The following is a 14,437-nucleotide window of genomic DNA, read 5'->3' as shown; positions in this document are numbered from 1 at the left end:
TGTCGGTGTTCGGGTGGGGATATGCGGTGATACGGGTGGTGTTCGGTGCGGAAGGACGCGGGTTCTACAGTGCGATGTTGACGGCCTTGACCTGGGTGTAGGCGTCGATGGCGGAGTCGCCGAGCTCGCGGCCCCAGCCGGACTGCTTGAAACCGCCGAAGGGCAGCGCGGTGTCGAAGCCGTTGTACTGGTTGACCCAGACCGAGCCGGCCTGCACGGCGGCCGCGGTGCGGTGCGCCTTGGACAGGTCCTTGGTCCAGATGCCGGCGGCGAGTCCGTAGATGGAGTTGTTCGCCGCGCGTGCGACGTCGTCTTCGTCGTCGAACGGCAGCGCGGCCACCACCGGACCGAAGATCTCCTCTTCGACGATGGAGTAGCTCGGCTCCACGTCGACGAAGACGGTCGGCTCGATGAAGTAGCCGCGCTCGCCCCACCGGTTGCCGCCGGTCAGGGCGCGCGCGCCGGAGGCCAGGCCCTGCTGGATGTAGCCGTTGACGCGGTCGAACTGCTCCTGAGAGACCAGCGGGCCCAGTTCGGTGGTCGGATCCAGGCCCGGGCCGATCTTGGCGGCGGCGGCCGCGTCGGCGACCGCCTGCGTGAAGTCGTCGAAGATCTCCCGCTGCACGAACATCCGAGTACCGGCCACGCAGCACTGGCCGTGGTTGAACATCCAGGCGGCGACCGAACCGGCGACGGCGGCCTCCAGATCGGCGTCGGCGTAGACGATGTTCGGGCTCTTGCCGCCGAGCTCGAGGGTGACCTTCTTCAGGTTGACGGTGGCGGCCTGCACGATCTTCTTGCCGACCTCGGTGGAACCGGTGAACGCCACCTTGTCCACGTCCATGTGGGCCGAGAGAGCGGCGCCGGCGTCGCCGAAACCGGTGACGATGTTGACCACGCCGGGCGGGAAGCCGGCCTCTTCGAAGACCTCACCGAGCAGCAGGGCGCTGAGCGGGGTCTGCTCGGCGGGCTTGAGGACCACGGTGTTGCCCGCGGCCAGCGCGGGCGCCAGCTTCCAGGTGGCCATCAGGATGGGGAAGTTCCACGGAATGATCTGGCCGCACACGCCCAGCGACTCGCGACGGGTGTAGGCGTGGAATTGGCCGTCGGGCGCGAACGGCATGGACGGGGTGATCGACGCTCCGGTGATCTTGGTGGCCAGGCCGGCGTTGTAGCGCCAGACGTCGGCCGACCAGCCCACGTCCACGGCGGTGGCGATGGCCACCGACTTGCCGTTGTCGAGGGCTTCGAGCTGGCCGAAGATCTCGGCGCGCTCGGACAGGATGTCGCCGACCTTCCAGATCAGGCGTTCGCGCTCGTTGGGCTTCATCCGCGACCACGGGCCCTCGTAGGCGGCGCGGGCGGCGGCGACGGCGCGGTCGATGTCTTCGGCGGTGCCCTTCGCGACGCGGGTGATCACCTCGCCGGTCGCCGGGTCGACGGTCTCGAACTTCTCGCCGGAGGCCGCGTCGACCCACTGCCCGCCGATCAGCAGCTGTCGATCACGGGAGACGAAGTCGGCCACGGCGGGCAGGAGTGCGGGGGTCAGTACGGCGGTCATCGGATCCTCCTCCCGGCCGCCTCGGGGGCGGACCGGCGTTACGGGCATATGAGAGCTGCGCCACAGTGGCGCAGATCTCAGTGTGCTCCGATTCGCTGAGGTCGCGCTGTTCGGAAACTGAACAGCGCCGGTGGACAACCGTGAACAGCTGTGGATCGGGTGCGGTCAGTGCCCGATGTCGAGGGCCCGGATGCGGGCGTACAGGGTGGTGCGACTGATGCCGAGGGTCTTGGCGGCGTGACTCTTGTTGCCGCCGGCGGCGTCGAGGGCGTCGACGATCGCCAGGCGTTCGGCGTGCTCGAGACCCAGGAGGCGGGATACGCGCGCGGAACCGCGGTAGTCGTGCGGCAGATCGTGCACGTCCAGCGTGCGCGACCCGCGGGCGCGGGCCACCGCGGCGGCCTGCTCGAGCACCATCGCCAGTTCGGGGAAGTTGCCGGGCCAGTCCTGCGATGCCAGCGCGTCGGCGGCGTCCGCACCCAGTTCGAGGCTGTCGGCACGCAGGAACTCCTGCGCGAGCGCGGCCAGTTCGGTGCTGCGCTGGCGCAGCGGCGGAAGGGTGGTGCGGTGGCGGCAGCGCGCCACGAGGGCCGCCGCGCCGGGGCCGAGTGCGTCGGGTGGTCCGGTCACCACCACGATCGGCGGTTCGGCGCCGCTGCGGGCGCTCACCGCGGACTGCAGCAGCGCCAGGGAGCGTTCGTCGAGGAGGTCGGCGCCGTCGATCACCACGCCGTGGCCGCGGCTGCGAGCCAGGCGCAGCGCGGCGGCCAGGTCGATCGGGGCGTCGTCGATCAGCGCAGCCGGCACGTCGATCACCACCGCGGCCTCCCGGTCGGCCACCGTGAATGCGCGGGCGGTCCGGCCGGTGCCGGGCTCGCCGCAGATCGCTACCGTGGGCGCGCCGGCCGCAGTGCTGCGCGAGGGCGACGACGCCGGCGACAAGTCGGACAGCTGCGGACGGAGGCGGAACACCGCGGCGTGCCGGACGGACGGCACGCGCACGGCCTGCACCGCCACGGTGACCCCGGAGAGCAGAGTGATCGTCGGCGGCACGTCGTTCTGTTCCACCAGCAGTCGCAGGGTGCCGAAGTCGCCGGGCGCCAACAGTTGCGCGGCCAGGGAGTTGGACAGCTGGAGATCGTCGCCGAGGGCGGCGACCGCGGTGTCGCGTCGTTCGGCGGCCTTCTCGTAGGCCGCGATCACCCGGCGGTGGTCCGACGACGCGCGGGACAGCAGCCGATCGGCGATGTCTTCGACCACCCCGCGGACCAGTGGCACCGACAGTGGATTCAGGCGCGGCGCGGCCTGGGTCATGCACAGGATGCCGGCCACCCGGCGGGTGGTGGGATGGATGATCGGCTGCCCGAAGCAGCTCAGGAATCGGAACTGCTCCAGGTAGTGGTCCTCAGCGTTGATCACCACCTCGCCGCGCACCTCGGCGACGGTGCCCAGCGCGGTGGTACCCATCGCGGCCTCGGTGAACGTGGCGCCGGTGACCGCACCGGCGTCGGCGAGGGTGCGCTCCAGGGACGCGTCGGCACTCACCCGCGCCACCATCCGGCTGCGGTGGTCCACCAGCAGCAGCGCCGCCGGGGTGCCGTGCAACTGCTCGGCGGCGCGGGCGAGGATCGGCCGGGCCGCGTCCAGCAGCGGATCCGACGACGAGATGTCGGCGAGCACCGGATCGGGCCGGGCGTCGGGGGCCAGGCCGCAGTCCCGCGCCCGTTGCCACGAGGCGGCGATGACCTGTCGTTGGGGCAGCGAAGTGGTCACAGTCTCCACTGTTACACGGCGGGCAGGCTGTCCTCCAGGAATCGCGGTCGGCAGATCACGTAGCCGCCGATCAGCATCAGGCAGGTGGCGACGACGAGCAGACTCAGCGAGAGCCCCCAGCCGCCGCTCACCTCGCGCAGGATGCCGAACAGGAGCGGCCCGGCGCAGGCCAGCAGGTAGCCGAGGCCCTGGCCGAAACCGGACAGCGACGCCGAGCCCGCCGCGGTGCGCGTGCGCACGTTGATCAGCGTCAGGGCCATCGGGAACGAACTCACGCCCAGCCCGGCCAGCAGCACCCACGCGATGGTCCCGGTCAGCGGGGCCCAGTACAGCCCGGCGAGACCGCTGAGCATGCAGGCCGCGAATCCGACGATGAAGCCGTAGGGGTTGGCGAAGCGCAGGCACAGCCACGGCGCCACGAAGGTCGCCAGGAAGCCGACCCCGGCGAACGCAGCGACCGCCGCCCCGCCGAGGGCATCGTCGGCGCCGGCGTCGGCCAGCAGCTCGGGGATCCAGGTCAGCAGGGAATAGGTCATCAGCGACGTCATGCCGAACAGGAACACCAGGCCCCACGCGATCGGCGAGCGCCACACCGGAAGCCGCGGGGTCGCGGCGGTCTCGATCTCACCGGATGTCTCGGCGCGGCGTCGTCGTGCCACCGCGATCCACGGCACCAGGGCGAGTAGTGGAATCGCCGCCCAACCGGCGAGCGCCCACCGCCAGCCCGCGGCGTCGGCGGCCGGCACCGCCAGTGCGGCCGGAACCGTGGTGCCCAGCTGCACGCACAGGATGTAGGCGGTGCTGCTGGCCGCGATGCGGTGGGGGAAGTAGCGCTTCACCAGCGGCGGGATCAGCACGTTGCCCAGGCCCATGCCGAACAGCGCCACCGCGGACAACGCCATCAGACTCCACGTGTCGCCGGCCAGACCGCGCAGGCCGGTCCCCGCGGCCGTCACGATCACCGCGCCCACCGTGGCGATCTCCAGGCCGAATCGCCTGCCGAGTCCTGCGCCGACCAGTCCGGCGACACCGAACATCAGGGTCGGCAGCATGCCGATCGCGCCGATCGCGGCGTTGCCGAAACCGAGGTCGTCGGAGACGCGGCCCAGCAGCGGCGTCAGGGAGGTCACGGCCGCCCGCAGGGATAGAGCGAACACCAGGATCGCGAGCAGCACGAGGACTTGGCCGCCGCGGTGCGAACCGCGGGAGAGGGTGCGCATCAGCAGCGCGCCGGGAAGAGGTCGAGGGTCACCGGACACCTGTGTCATGGTGGCAGTCGACGGTGCGTCACGCGACCCGATAACGGTGCGATCAAACCCACGTCCATCATTTTGACCTGTCGAAACTCGGGCGGTAGAGTAGACCGTCGGTGTCCAGCACGCTGGATGCCGCCCGCCCGAAATCGGATTCACCTTCGGTTGCGGGGTGGGGGTCGTGAACACGTCGTACCCCGTACGACACGCCCGACTACGGGTGCAGAATAACTCATTGACCAGGGCGGAAGTCCTGGTGGGGCGAGTTGCGGAAGTTGCTCAGAGTGCCGTTTAGGTGCGGTGAGCTTCCTGCCCGGAGCACCAACCGCGACGAAAGACAGGCCGACACCACGTCGGCCACGAGGAGAAAGAACCTAGTGCCAACTATTAACCAGCTGGTCCGCAAGGGCCGCAAAGACAAGGCTTCGATCAAGAAGACCGCAGCCCTGAAGGGCAGCCCGCAGCGTCGTGGCGTGTGCACCCGCGTGTACACCACCACCCCGAAGAAGCCGAACTCCGCTCTCCGGAAGGTCGCCCGTGTGCGTCTGACCAGTGGCGTCGAGGTCACCGCTTACATCCCGGGTGAAGGCCACAACCTGCAGGAGCACTCGATGGTGCTCGTCCGCGGTGGTCGTGTGAAGGACCTCCCCGGTGTTCGTTACCGCATCGTCCGCGGCTCGCTCGACACCCAGGGTGTCAAGGACCGCAAGCAGGCTCGCAGCCGTTACGGCGCAAAGAAGGGGAACTGATCCATGCCTCGTAAAGGACCCGCACCCAAGCGCCCGCTGATCCAGGACCCGGTTTATGGTTCCACGCTGGTCACCCAGCTGGTCAACAAGATCCTGCTGGACGGCAAGAAGTCGACCGCCGAGCGCATCGTGTACCAGGCTCTCGAGCAGACCCGCGACAAGACCGGCACCGATCCGGTCATCACCCTCAAGCGCGCGCTGGACAACGTCAAGCCGACGCTCGAGGTCAAGAGCCGTCGCGTCGGTGGCGCCACCTACCAGGTGCCCATCGAGGTCAAGCCGGGCCGCGCCAACACCCTGGCCCTGCGTTGGCTGGTGACCTTCAGCCGTCAGCGTCGTGAGAAGACCATGGTGGAGCGTCTCGCCAACGAGCTGCTCGACGCCTCGAACGGTCTCGGCGCCGCTGTGAAGCGTCGCGAGGACACCCACAAGATGGCCGAAGCCAACCGCGCGTTCGCGCACTACCGCTGGTGACAACCCTGCGCAAGGCTGATCCAACGATTAGCCTTGCGCAGTGGCCACCGCCGCGGCTCGCCTGAACCGCCGGCCTTCTCCGCAGACCTCTTTCCGCTGACTCCCCGAAGGGAATCCCATGGCACAGGAAGTGCTGAACGACCTCACCAAGGTCCGCAACATCGGCATCATGGCGCACATCGACGCCGGCAAGACCACCACCACCGAGCGCATCCTCTACTACACGGGTGTGAACTACAAGATCGGTGAGACCCACGACGGTGCGTCGACCACCGACTGGATGGAGCAGGAGAAGGAGCGGGGTATCACCATTACCTCGGCCGCCGTCACCTGTTTCTGGGATAACAACCAGATCAACGTCATCGACACCCCGGGCCACGTCGACTTCACCGTCGAGGTCGAGCGCGCGCTCCGCGTGCTCGACGGCGCCGTCGCCGTCTTCGACGGCAAGGAGGGCGTCGAGCCCCAGTCCGAGCAGGTCTGGCGCCAGGCCACCAAGTACGACGTCCCCCGCATCTGCTTCGTCAACAAGATGGACAAGATGGGCGCGGACTTCTACTACACCGTGCAGACCATCATCGACCGTCTCGGCGCCACCCCGCTGGTGCTGCAGCTCCCGATCGGTGCCGAGGATGCCTTCGACGGCGTCGTCGACCTGATCGAGATGAAGGCCCTGCTGTGGCCGGGCACCGTCGCGATCGGCGCCGAGGCCACCGTCGCCGAGATCCCCGCGGATCTGCAGGAGCGCGCCGAGGAGTACCGCGAGAAGCTGCTGGAGAAGGTCGCCGAGTCCGACGAAGCTCTCATGGAGAAGTACTTCGCCGGCGAGGAGCTCTCGATCGATGAGATCAAGGGCGCCATCCGGAAGATGACCATCAACTCCGAGGTCTACCCGGTGCTGTGCGGCACGGCGTTCAAGAACAAGGGCATCCAGCCCATGCTCGACGCCGTCGTCTCGTACCTGCCGAACCCGCTGGACATCGGCGAGATCGAGGGCCACGTTCCGGGTGACGAGGAGGAAGTCCTCACCCGTAAGCCGAGCAAGGACGATCCGTTCTCGGCGCTGGCGTTCAAGATCGCCGCGCACCCGTTCTTCGGCAAGCTCACCTTCGTGCGCGTCTACTCCGGCCGGGTCGATCCGGGCACCCAGGTGCTCAACGCGACCAAGGGCAAGAAGGAGCGCATCGGCAAGCTCTTCCAGATGCATGCCAACAAGGAGAACCCGGTCGACGACGCGGTGGCCGGCCACATCTACGCGATGATCGGCCTGAAGGACACCACCACCGGTGACACCCTCTGCGACATCGCCAACCCGATCGTCCTGGAGTCCATGACCTTCCCGGACCCGGTCATCAACGTCTCGATCGAGCCGAAGACCAAGTCGGACCAGGAGAAGCTGGGCACCGCGATCCAGAAGCTCGCCGAAGAGGATCCGACCTTCTCGGTGCAGCTCGACGAGGAGACCGGCCAGACCGTCATCGGCGGCATGGGCGAGCTCCACCTCGACATCCTGGTCGACCGCATGAAGCGCGAGTTCAAGGTCGAGGCGAACGTCGGTAAGCCGCAGGTGGCCTACCGCGAGACGATCCGTAAGATCGTCGAGAAGCACGACTACACCCACAAGAAGCAGACGGGTGGCTCGGGCCAGTTCGCGAAGGTCCAGATCAAGCTCGAGCCGTTGGTCGACGCCGAGGACGGCGCGACCTACGAGTTCGACAACGCCGTCACCGGCGGTCGTGTCCCGCGCGAGTACATCCCTTCGGTGGATGCCGGTGCGCAGGACGCGATGCAGTACGGCGTCCTGGCCGGCTACCCGCTGGTCAACCTGAAGGTCACTCTGCTCGACGGTCAGTACCATGACGTCGACTCGTCGGAAATGGCCTTCAAGATCGCCGGTTCGCAGGCTCTGAAAGAGGCTGCACGCATGGCAAGCCCCGTCATTCTGGAACCGATCATGGCCGTCGAGGTCACGACTCCGGAGGACTACATGGGCGACGTCATCGGCGACCTGAACTCCCGCCGTGGTCAGATCCAGGCCATGGAGGAGCGCAGCGGTGCCCGCGTCGTGAAGGCTGCGGTGCCGCTGTCGGAGATGTTCGGCTACATCGGAGACCTGCGGTCGAAGACTCAGGGCCGAGCAAACTACTCCATGGTCTTCGACTCGTACGCCGAAGTTCCGGCGAACGTGGCGAAGGAGATCATCGCGAAGGCGACGGGCGAGTAATTCGCCCGCCCGCTTACGCGGCCCGCGCTGCGGCGCAATAAACTGTCAATCACTTCTGCCGAGATCGCCTCGGCAGACCAGAGTCCAGGAGGACACAAGTGGCGAAGGCGAAGTTCGAGCGGACCAAGCCGCACGTGAACATCGGCACCATCGGTCACGTCGACCACGGCAAGACCACCACGACGGCGGCCATCACCAAGGTGCTGGCTGACCAGTACCCCGACCTGAACGAGAGCTTCGCTTTCGATCAGATCGACAAGGCGCCGGAGGAGAAGGCTCGTGGTATCACGATCAACATCTCCCACGTCGAGTACCAGACCGAGAAGCGTCACTACGCTCACGTGGACGCCCCCGGTCACGCCGACTACATCAAGAACATGATCACCGGCGCTGCCCAGATGGACGGCGCGATCCTGGTCGTGGCGGCTACCGACGGCCCGATGCCGCAGACCCGCGAGCACGTGCTGCTCGCTCGCCAGGTCGGCGTGCCCTACATCCTGGTCGCCCTCAACAAGGCCGATATGGTCGACGATGAGGAGATCATGGAGCTCGTCGAGATGGAGGTCCGCGAACTGCTGGCCGCCCAGGAATTCGACGAGGATGCCCCGGTCGTGCCGATCTCGGCGCTGAAGGCACTCGAGGGTGACCCCAAGTGGGTCGAGTCGGTCCAGAAGCTGATGCAGGCTGTCGACGACTCGGTGCCGGACCCCGTCCGCGAGACCGAGAAGCCCTTCCTGATGCCCGTCGAGGACGTCTTCACCATCACCGGCCGCGGCACCGTGGTCACCGGTCGTGTGGAGCGCGGCGAGGTCAACGTGAACGAGGAAGTCGAGATCGTGGGTATCCGCGAGGGCTCGACCAAGACCATCGTCACGGGCATCGAGATGTTCCACAAGCTGCTCGACTCGGCACAGGCCGGCGACAACGCCGGTCTGCTGCTGCGCGGCCTCAAGCGTGAGGACGTCGAGCGCGGTCAGGTCATCGTGAAGCCGGGCACCACCACCCCGCACACGGAGTTCGAGGGCCAGGCGTACATCCTGTCGAAGGACGAGGGCGGCCGTCACACCCCGTTCTTCAACAACTACCGTCCGCAGTTCTACTTCCGTACCACGGACGTGACCGGCGTCGTGACCCTCCCCGAGGGCACCGAAATGGTCATGCCGGGCGACAACACCGAGATGCTGGTCAAGCTGATCCAGCCGGTCGCCATGGACGAGGGCCTGCGCTTCGCTATCCGCGAGGGTGGCCGCACCGTCGGTGCCGGCCGCGTCACCAAGATCATCAAGTGATCATCTGATCATCTGATTTTCTGATCCGAGGCACGCTCGCCGAGTCACTGGCTCCTGAGCTTGTCGAAGGGTCATTGAGAACCCGCTCCGCCGCAAGGCGGGGCGGGTTCTCTGCATCTCGGGCCGACCGTCTGGCGGGAATCGGGACGAGTGGATCAGTCGGCGACGCGATGCAACGCCGCGCGCAGATGATGGGTCATCGGCACGTCGGCGAAGGACATCCACATGTCGTAGGAGAGGGTGTCGCCGTTGAGCACGAAGCGGCGCCGCACCGCGTGCACGTCCTTCGCGTCGGGGGAGGCGCCGAGGATCACCTCGGTGAAGTCGAGGACGCCGTCGACGAGGGCGGCGCGCTGGATCTCGACGAAGCCGGTCGGTTGGGTGATCAGCAGTTCGACGGCGTCGCCGGCGGGACGCAGATAGCCGGTCTCGGTGTGCAACGGACGGCCGTCGTCGCCGGCCTTGGTGCGTGAGCGGTAGAACAGGAACGGCTTGCCCGGCACCGGGGAGAGTTCGATCTCCTCGGTGTAGGTGAAGTCGTCGATGGTGGGGTAGTGACCCTCGCCGGCGCCGCGCCAGAGGCCGGCGAAGGCGACGAGCGGGTCGGTGGGCGAGGGTGCGGACTGCGTGGGCTGGGACATGCCCCTGACGTTAGCGACTGCCACGGATGAAGGCGGAGTCAACGGGTCTCGAGGGTGTTGCCGGGTGCCGGGTCCCGAGGAATAGGGTGGTCGTCGTGCGTGTACTCGGTGGAAACGGCAGCGGCCCCGACCTCGCGGTGCAGATCGCCGGGCGAAGTCCGGGGTCGGCGGAGCCGCCGGTGCTCCTGGTGCACGGAATGGGCGGCGACCACACCACGTGGCGTCGACTGTCGGGTACCCTGACCGCTGCCGGGCGCGAGGTGATCGCGGTGGACCTGCGCGGGCACGGCCGCAGCGGCCGCGCACAGCGGTACCGCCTCAACGACTTCCGGGACGACCTGGCCACCGTGCTCGACGGTCTCGACCTGGACCGGGTGGACGTGGTGGGCCACTCCCTCGGCGCGCACTCGGCGCTGCGGCTGGCGATGACCCAACCCGAGCGTGTGCGGCGCCTGCTGGTGGAGGAGCCGCCGCCGATGCCCCGCGATGCCGCGGACCTGGCCGAAGCCATCACACCTACCTCGACGCTCGCGGGGCGCATCCGCGGACTCGCGATGCTGGCCGCCGATCCCCGGCCGTTCCTCCGGTTCGACCGCAGCATGCCCGAGGTGGTCGGCGTGCAGTTCGAGCAGGCGGATCCGCACTGGTGGGACGGCCTGCAGGCGGTGCCCGCGCCGACCCTGGTGATCTCCGGCGGCGACCGCAGCTTCCTGCCGCCGCGCCACCTGCGCAGCCTGTCCGAGGCGCTACCCCGCGGGGAGTTCGCCACCATCGACGCCGGCCACAGCGTCCACCGCGACCGACCGCGCGAGTTCCTGGCCGCCGCCACCGCACATCTGACCGCCCCCTGACCCTTCCCGCGGGGATCCGCGGCGGGTGCCGCGAGACTGTTGCGCTTGGTGTGCTGTGACCATCAAGTGCGTCGGTTTCGCGGCGCGGGGTAGCAGGTCGAGTTGGCGGCGTGCCGAATGCGCGAGTTCGCGGGCTTGTGATGGGTCGCGATCATGCGCGGGGCGCCTGATCCCCTTCTCGTCTTGTCGCTGGCGGTGGGTGCCTGATCTGTGTTGGGGCTCCGGGCGGCTTGCGTGTGCTTCCGGGAGGCGGCGGGGATCGGCGGAATCGTTCGGTCTCGCGCTGGTCGCCGGGATCCGGGGCGGGTGTCGCGAGACTGTTGCGCTTGGTGTGCTGTGACCATCAAGTGCGTCGGTTTCGCGGCGAGGGGAACCGGTCGGGTGGTTGCTGCGTCTAAAGCACATGGGGGAGAGCGGAGAACTGGCGCGGATCTTTGCCGACCAGGACGGGGTGATCACCACGGTGCAGGCGCTTGGGTGCGATCTGACCCGGAGCGAGATCCACGGGCGGGTGGCGCGCGAGGAGTGGCAGCCGGTGGCGCGCGGCGTGTATCGGTTGCAGTCACACGCCTACACCGAACACGCGATGGTGCGTGCGGCGGCGTTGGCGTGGCGGGGCGTGCTCGACCGCACCACAGCCGCGTGGTGGCACGGACTGCTCGAGCACCTGCCGCAGCCGCTGACCCTGTCGGTGCGCCACGCTGTCCGGGAAGACCCGTGGGAACACGGTGCCGCGGACGTGGTGCGCCGCCGCTTCTGCGCCGAAGACCTGACACAGGTGCGCGGCGTGGACGTCACCGCGAAGGAACTGACGGTGCTCGGGTGCGCGGGACTGGTCGAGGATCAGTCCCGCTTCCTCGACCGCGTGCTGCAGCGAGGCGAGGTGACGTTGACCGGGTTGCAGGCCTGCTTGGAGCGCAATCCCCGTGCACGGGGCATGACGTCGGCGCGGAAGCTGGTGGCAGTTCTGGATTCGGACACCGAGTCGGCGGCCGAGCGACTCTTCATCCAGCTGTTGCGCGCCGAGAACATCAGCGGCTGGGTGCAGCAGTATCCGTTCCAGGGCTGGTTCGTGGATGTGGCGTGGCCCGACTGGAAGGTCGCAGTCGAGATCGACGGCTGGGCCTTCCACCGCGATCACAAGAGTTTCCGGAGAGACGCGAGCAAGCGCAACGCGCTGGTTCGCGCCGGCTGGCTCCCGTTGAGCTTCACCTGGCACGACGTCCACGACGAACCGGCCGCCACCACCGAGACCCTGACGGCGGTGCTCGTCGACCGCGCCCTGGCGGCGGGATGACGCCGGGCGACGAACGGCGAGACGATCAGGCGGGCGTGTTGTGCAGCGGTCGGGGATCGATACCGGTGCGGGCCCAGCCCTCGAAGGCCCACGGCACGTACAGGACGCGCACCGGCAGCTTGTTGACCACCGGGTTCACCGCCCGCATGAAACGCGCGAAGCGGTCGTAGCGGCGCTGCTTGCGCTCGTCCCACGGCAGCTCGCACACCGCGCGCATCTCGGGCGGCAGGGTGCCGGTGATGACTGTCTGCAGGAACCCGTTGAGCGGAAGGGCCGCCACGCGCCACAGCGGCGCGGGCAGCCAGGCCGGGCCGGGCACCCCCTTCCGGAGATAGCCGGTCGCGTAGACGATGGTCCGCGTGGGCACGAACTTCTCGCACATCGACTGCCAGTAGTCGCAGAACTCCTCATACGTCTGCGGCTGGCTGCGCGGGCTCACCCCGTACAGCTGGTACCAGACCTTGCTCTCCTCGAAGATCTGGACCTTCTCCTCGTCAGAGAGCCGCCGGACGAAGGTGTCGGTCATGGTCAGGACCTGATCGACGAACGTCGCATGCGCCCAGTAGAAGAGCTCGGGGTTGAGCGCGTGATAGCGGGAGCCGTCGGCGATGGTGCCCTTGATATCGCGGTGGAAATCGCGCACCCGCCGCCCCCAGCGCTGGGGCTCGTCCGAGTACACGGTCCGCATCACCGGCGGCCCGGTGCGTCGCGCCCGACCGAGGAAGTCGCTGAAGATGATCGAATGGTCCTCCACTCCCTGGGCGAGCTGCTCGATGCAGTTCTCCGTCCCGGCGAGACGCTGGAATCCCAGGATCATGCGCACATCGCCGGCGTACTTCCAGAGCAGGGAGTCGGCACCGAGGCGCAGGGGCAGTGCGTCGAGATCGTCCTCGTCGACGATGCCGGGTTCGGCCTCGCGGACACCGGTGGAGAAGTCGGTCGTCATGGGGACAGCCTACTCAAGTTAGACACAAATGGAATAACTTGTGTCTAACTGGCCGGGGAGGTTCCCGCAGTAGGCTCGGGTCAGTGTGAGAGTGATGGCACCGCACCTGTTGCGGTGGTTGGATCCTGATCATCTGGTGTCTGGCTCATAGGCTCGGTGCCGCCCCCGTGCGGGGGGTTGGCGAGCATGCGTTTTGTCGGCATCAGATGTGACGGACCGGCCGGCGTGACTTGATAGGAGCGTGGCAACCGCCCCCACTGAGATGTGTCCGCCGACCGGCCCAACCGTCCAGTCACCTATCAGTGAAGGAGGGCAACCACCATGGTTGTTGTTGGCGCCGATGTACACAAGCGGTCACACACATTCGTCGCGGTCGTTGAAGTCGGCCGCGAACTCGGACACAAGACGTTCCCGGCGACCACGCCTGGGCACCAGGACGCGGTGCGCTGGGTGCGGCAGCGGTTTGGTGCGGAGGTGGTGTGGGCGATCGAGGACTGCCGGCACCTGTCGGCACGCCTGGAACGCGATCTGCTCGGTACGGGCCAGTCGGTGGTGCGGGTACCACCGAAGATGATGGCCGAGCAGCGTCGTGTCGCTCGGACTCGCGGCAAGTCCGACCCGATCGATGCGCTCGCGGTCGCCCGCGCGGCTCAACGTGATCCTGACCTTCCTGTCGCCTCTCACGACGCGACGTCACGGGAGTTGAAACTGCTGGTCGACCGGCGCGAGGACCTGGTCAAGGCCCGGACGGCGACGATCAACCGGCTGTTATGGCGAGTCCATGAACTCGACCCGTCGTGGGCGCCGCCGAGCAAGGGCCTGGACCTGGCCAAGCATCAGCAGAGGCTAGCTGACCATCTTGACGGCGTCGGCGGGATCGTCGCTGAACTCGCCCGCGACGAACTCGCCGAGATCATCGAGTTGACCGGGAAGATCAACGCCCTGGCCACCCGCATCGGCAAGCGTGTGGCGATCGCCGCCCCGACGTTGTTGGCCATGCCCGGCGTGGGTCCGATGACTGCGGCCAAGCTGGTGGGTGAGTCCGCGGGGATCTCCCGGTTCAAGTCCGAAGCAGCCTTCGCCCGCCATGCCGGGATCACACCGATCCCAGTGTGGTCGGGCAACACCGCCGGCCGAGTCCGTCTGACCAGATCAGGCAACCGCCAGCTCAATGCCGCAGTGCACCGGATCGCCGTGACCCAGATCCGCATGGACGGATTGGGCAAGATCTACTACCAGAAGAAGAAGGCTGAAGGCATGTCCACACCCGAAGCACTACGGTGCCTCAAACGACGCCTGGCCCGCGTCGTCTACAACCACCTGCACACCGATCAAGACGCTGCTCGGACTTGCCATCCGGTAGCCGCTTGACATAGGAG

Annotated in this window: 12 protein-coding genes; 7 read left to right on the top strand and 5 right to left on the bottom strand. The window is 67.8% G+C overall.

Features of this window, described 5'->3' with window-relative positions:
- Positions 1-64: 64 nt before the first annotated feature.
- From MUG78_RS02990 to MUG78_RS02980, 3 genes are all read right to left on the bottom strand, one after another.
- Positions 65-1,561 (bottom strand): aldehyde dehydrogenase family protein, encoded by a 1,497-nt coding sequence (locus MUG78_RS02990; protein WP_246992063.1) that lies wholly within the window; start codon positions 1,559-1,561, stop codon positions 65-67.
- A gap of 165 nt (positions 1,562-1,726) precedes the next feature.
- On the bottom strand, positions 1,727-3,334 hold the full coding sequence (locus MUG78_RS02985) for a sigma-54-dependent Fis family transcriptional regulator (protein ID WP_246992061.1): 1,608 nt from the start codon (positions 3,332-3,334) through the stop codon (positions 1,727-1,729).
- An 11-nt stretch (positions 3,335-3,345) separates the two neighbouring features.
- Positions 3,346-4,602: an MFS transporter gene (locus MUG78_RS02980; protein ID WP_372493098.1), complete on the bottom strand. Its 1,257-nt coding sequence runs from the start codon at positions 4,600-4,602 to the stop codon at positions 3,346-3,348.
- Positions 4,603-4,964: 362 nt separating this feature from the next.
- On the opposite strand from MUG78_RS02980, the gene rpsL reads away from it, so the two are divergent.
- The 4 genes from rpsL to tuf all read left to right on the top strand — a co-directional run bounded on the left by rpsL (position 4,965) and on the right by tuf (position 9,323).
- Positions 4,965-5,336 carry a 30S ribosomal protein S12 gene (gene rpsL / locus MUG78_RS02975; protein WP_246992059.1) on the top strand — a complete coding sequence of 124 codons (372 nt, stop codon included), beginning with the start codon at positions 4,965-4,967 and terminating at the stop codon, positions 5,334-5,336.
- Between the two features lie 3 nt (positions 5,337-5,339).
- The gene (rpsG, locus tag MUG78_RS02970) at positions 5,340-5,810 is read left to right on the top strand and encodes a 30S ribosomal protein S7 (RefSeq protein WP_246992057.1); all 471 of its coding nucleotides are present in this window, start codon (positions 5,340-5,342) and stop codon (positions 5,808-5,810) included.
- A 118-nt stretch (positions 5,811-5,928) separates the two neighbouring features.
- The gene (gene fusA / locus MUG78_RS02965; protein WP_246992055.1) at positions 5,929-8,034 is read left to right on the top strand and encodes an elongation factor G; all 2,106 of its coding nucleotides are present in this window, start codon (positions 5,929-5,931) and stop codon (positions 8,032-8,034) included.
- Between the two features lie 98 nt (positions 8,035-8,132).
- Positions 8,133-9,323, top strand: a complete 1,191-nt coding sequence (gene tuf / locus MUG78_RS02960; protein ID WP_246992053.1) for an elongation factor Tu — start codon at positions 8,133-8,135, stop codon at positions 9,321-9,323.
- A 155-nt stretch (positions 9,324-9,478) separates the two neighbouring features.
- Here tuf and MUG78_RS02955 read toward each other — a convergent pair whose 3' ends face one another.
- On the bottom strand, positions 9,479-9,964 hold the full coding sequence (locus MUG78_RS02955; RefSeq protein WP_246992051.1) for a heme-binding beta-barrel domain-containing protein: 486 nt from the start codon (positions 9,962-9,964) through the stop codon (positions 9,479-9,481).
- A 95-nt stretch (positions 9,965-10,059) separates the two neighbouring features.
- Here MUG78_RS02955 and MUG78_RS02950 point away from each other — a divergent pair, with 95 nt between their 5' ends.
- Both MUG78_RS02950 and MUG78_RS02945 read left to right on the top strand, forming a co-directional pair.
- Positions 10,060-10,815 carry an alpha/beta fold hydrolase gene (locus MUG78_RS02950; protein WP_246992049.1) on the top strand — a complete coding sequence of 252 codons (756 nt, stop codon included), beginning with the start codon at positions 10,060-10,062 and terminating at the stop codon, positions 10,813-10,815.
- Positions 10,816-11,218: 403 nt separating this feature from the next.
- Positions 11,219-12,112 carry a type IV toxin-antitoxin system AbiEi family antitoxin domain-containing protein gene (locus MUG78_RS02945; protein WP_246992047.1) on the top strand — a complete coding sequence of 298 codons (894 nt, stop codon included), beginning with the start codon at positions 11,219-11,221 and terminating at the stop codon, positions 12,110-12,112.
- Between the two features lie 25 nt (positions 12,113-12,137).
- Here MUG78_RS02945 and MUG78_RS02940 read toward each other — a convergent pair whose 3' ends face one another.
- Positions 12,138-13,058 carry an oxygenase MpaB family protein gene (locus tag MUG78_RS02940; RefSeq protein WP_246992045.1) on the bottom strand — a complete coding sequence of 307 codons (921 nt, stop codon included), beginning with the start codon at positions 13,056-13,058 and terminating at the stop codon, positions 12,138-12,140.
- Positions 13,059-13,379: 321 nt separating this feature from the next.
- Between MUG78_RS02940 and MUG78_RS02935 the strand changes: the two genes are divergently transcribed.
- The gene (locus MUG78_RS02935) at positions 13,380-14,429 is read left to right on the top strand and encodes an IS110 family RNA-guided transposase (protein ID WP_246992043.1); all 1,050 of its coding nucleotides are present in this window, start codon (positions 13,380-13,382) and stop codon (positions 14,427-14,429) included.
- The last annotated feature ends 8 nt before the right edge of the window (positions 14,430-14,437 follow it).

It is taken from the genome of Gordonia alkaliphila (assembly GCF_023017165.1).
In the GTDB taxonomy this organism is placed as follows: domain Bacteria; phylum Actinomycetota; class Actinomycetes; order Mycobacteriales; family Mycobacteriaceae; genus Gordonia; species Gordonia alkaliphila.
The sequence above is the reverse complement of the archived record's forward strand: the minus strand, read 5'-3'. Positions and strand labels throughout refer to the sequence as shown.

Coding starts and splice junctions, on each gene's coding strand:
- MUG78_RS02990 (WP_246992063.1), bottom strand. CDS start 1,561: ATGACCGCCGTACTGACCCCCGCACTCCTGCCCGCCGTGGCCGACTTC.
- MUG78_RS02980 (WP_372493098.1), bottom strand. CDS start 4,602: ATGACACAGGTGTCCGGTGACCCTCGACCTCTTCCCGGCGCGCTGCTG.
- rpsG (WP_246992057.1), top strand. CDS start 5,340: ATGCCTCGTAAAGGACCCGCACCCAAGCGCCCGCTGATCCAGGACCCG.
- fusA (WP_246992055.1), top strand. CDS start 5,929: ATGGCACAGGAAGTGCTGAACGACCTCACCAAGGTCCGCAACATCGGC.
- MUG78_RS02955 (WP_246992051.1), bottom strand. CDS start 9,964: ATGTCCCAGCCCACGCAGTCCGCACCCTCGCCCACCGACCCGCTCGTC.
- MUG78_RS02945 (WP_246992047.1), top strand. CDS start 11,219: ATGGGGGAGAGCGGAGAACTGGCGCGGATCTTTGCCGACCAGGACGGG.
- MUG78_RS02940 (WP_246992045.1), bottom strand. CDS start 13,058: ATGACGACCGACTTCTCCACCGGTGTCCGCGAGGCCGAACCCGGCATC.
- MUG78_RS02935 (WP_246992043.1), top strand. CDS start 13,380: ATGGTTGTTGTTGGCGCCGATGTACACAAGCGGTCACACACATTCGTC.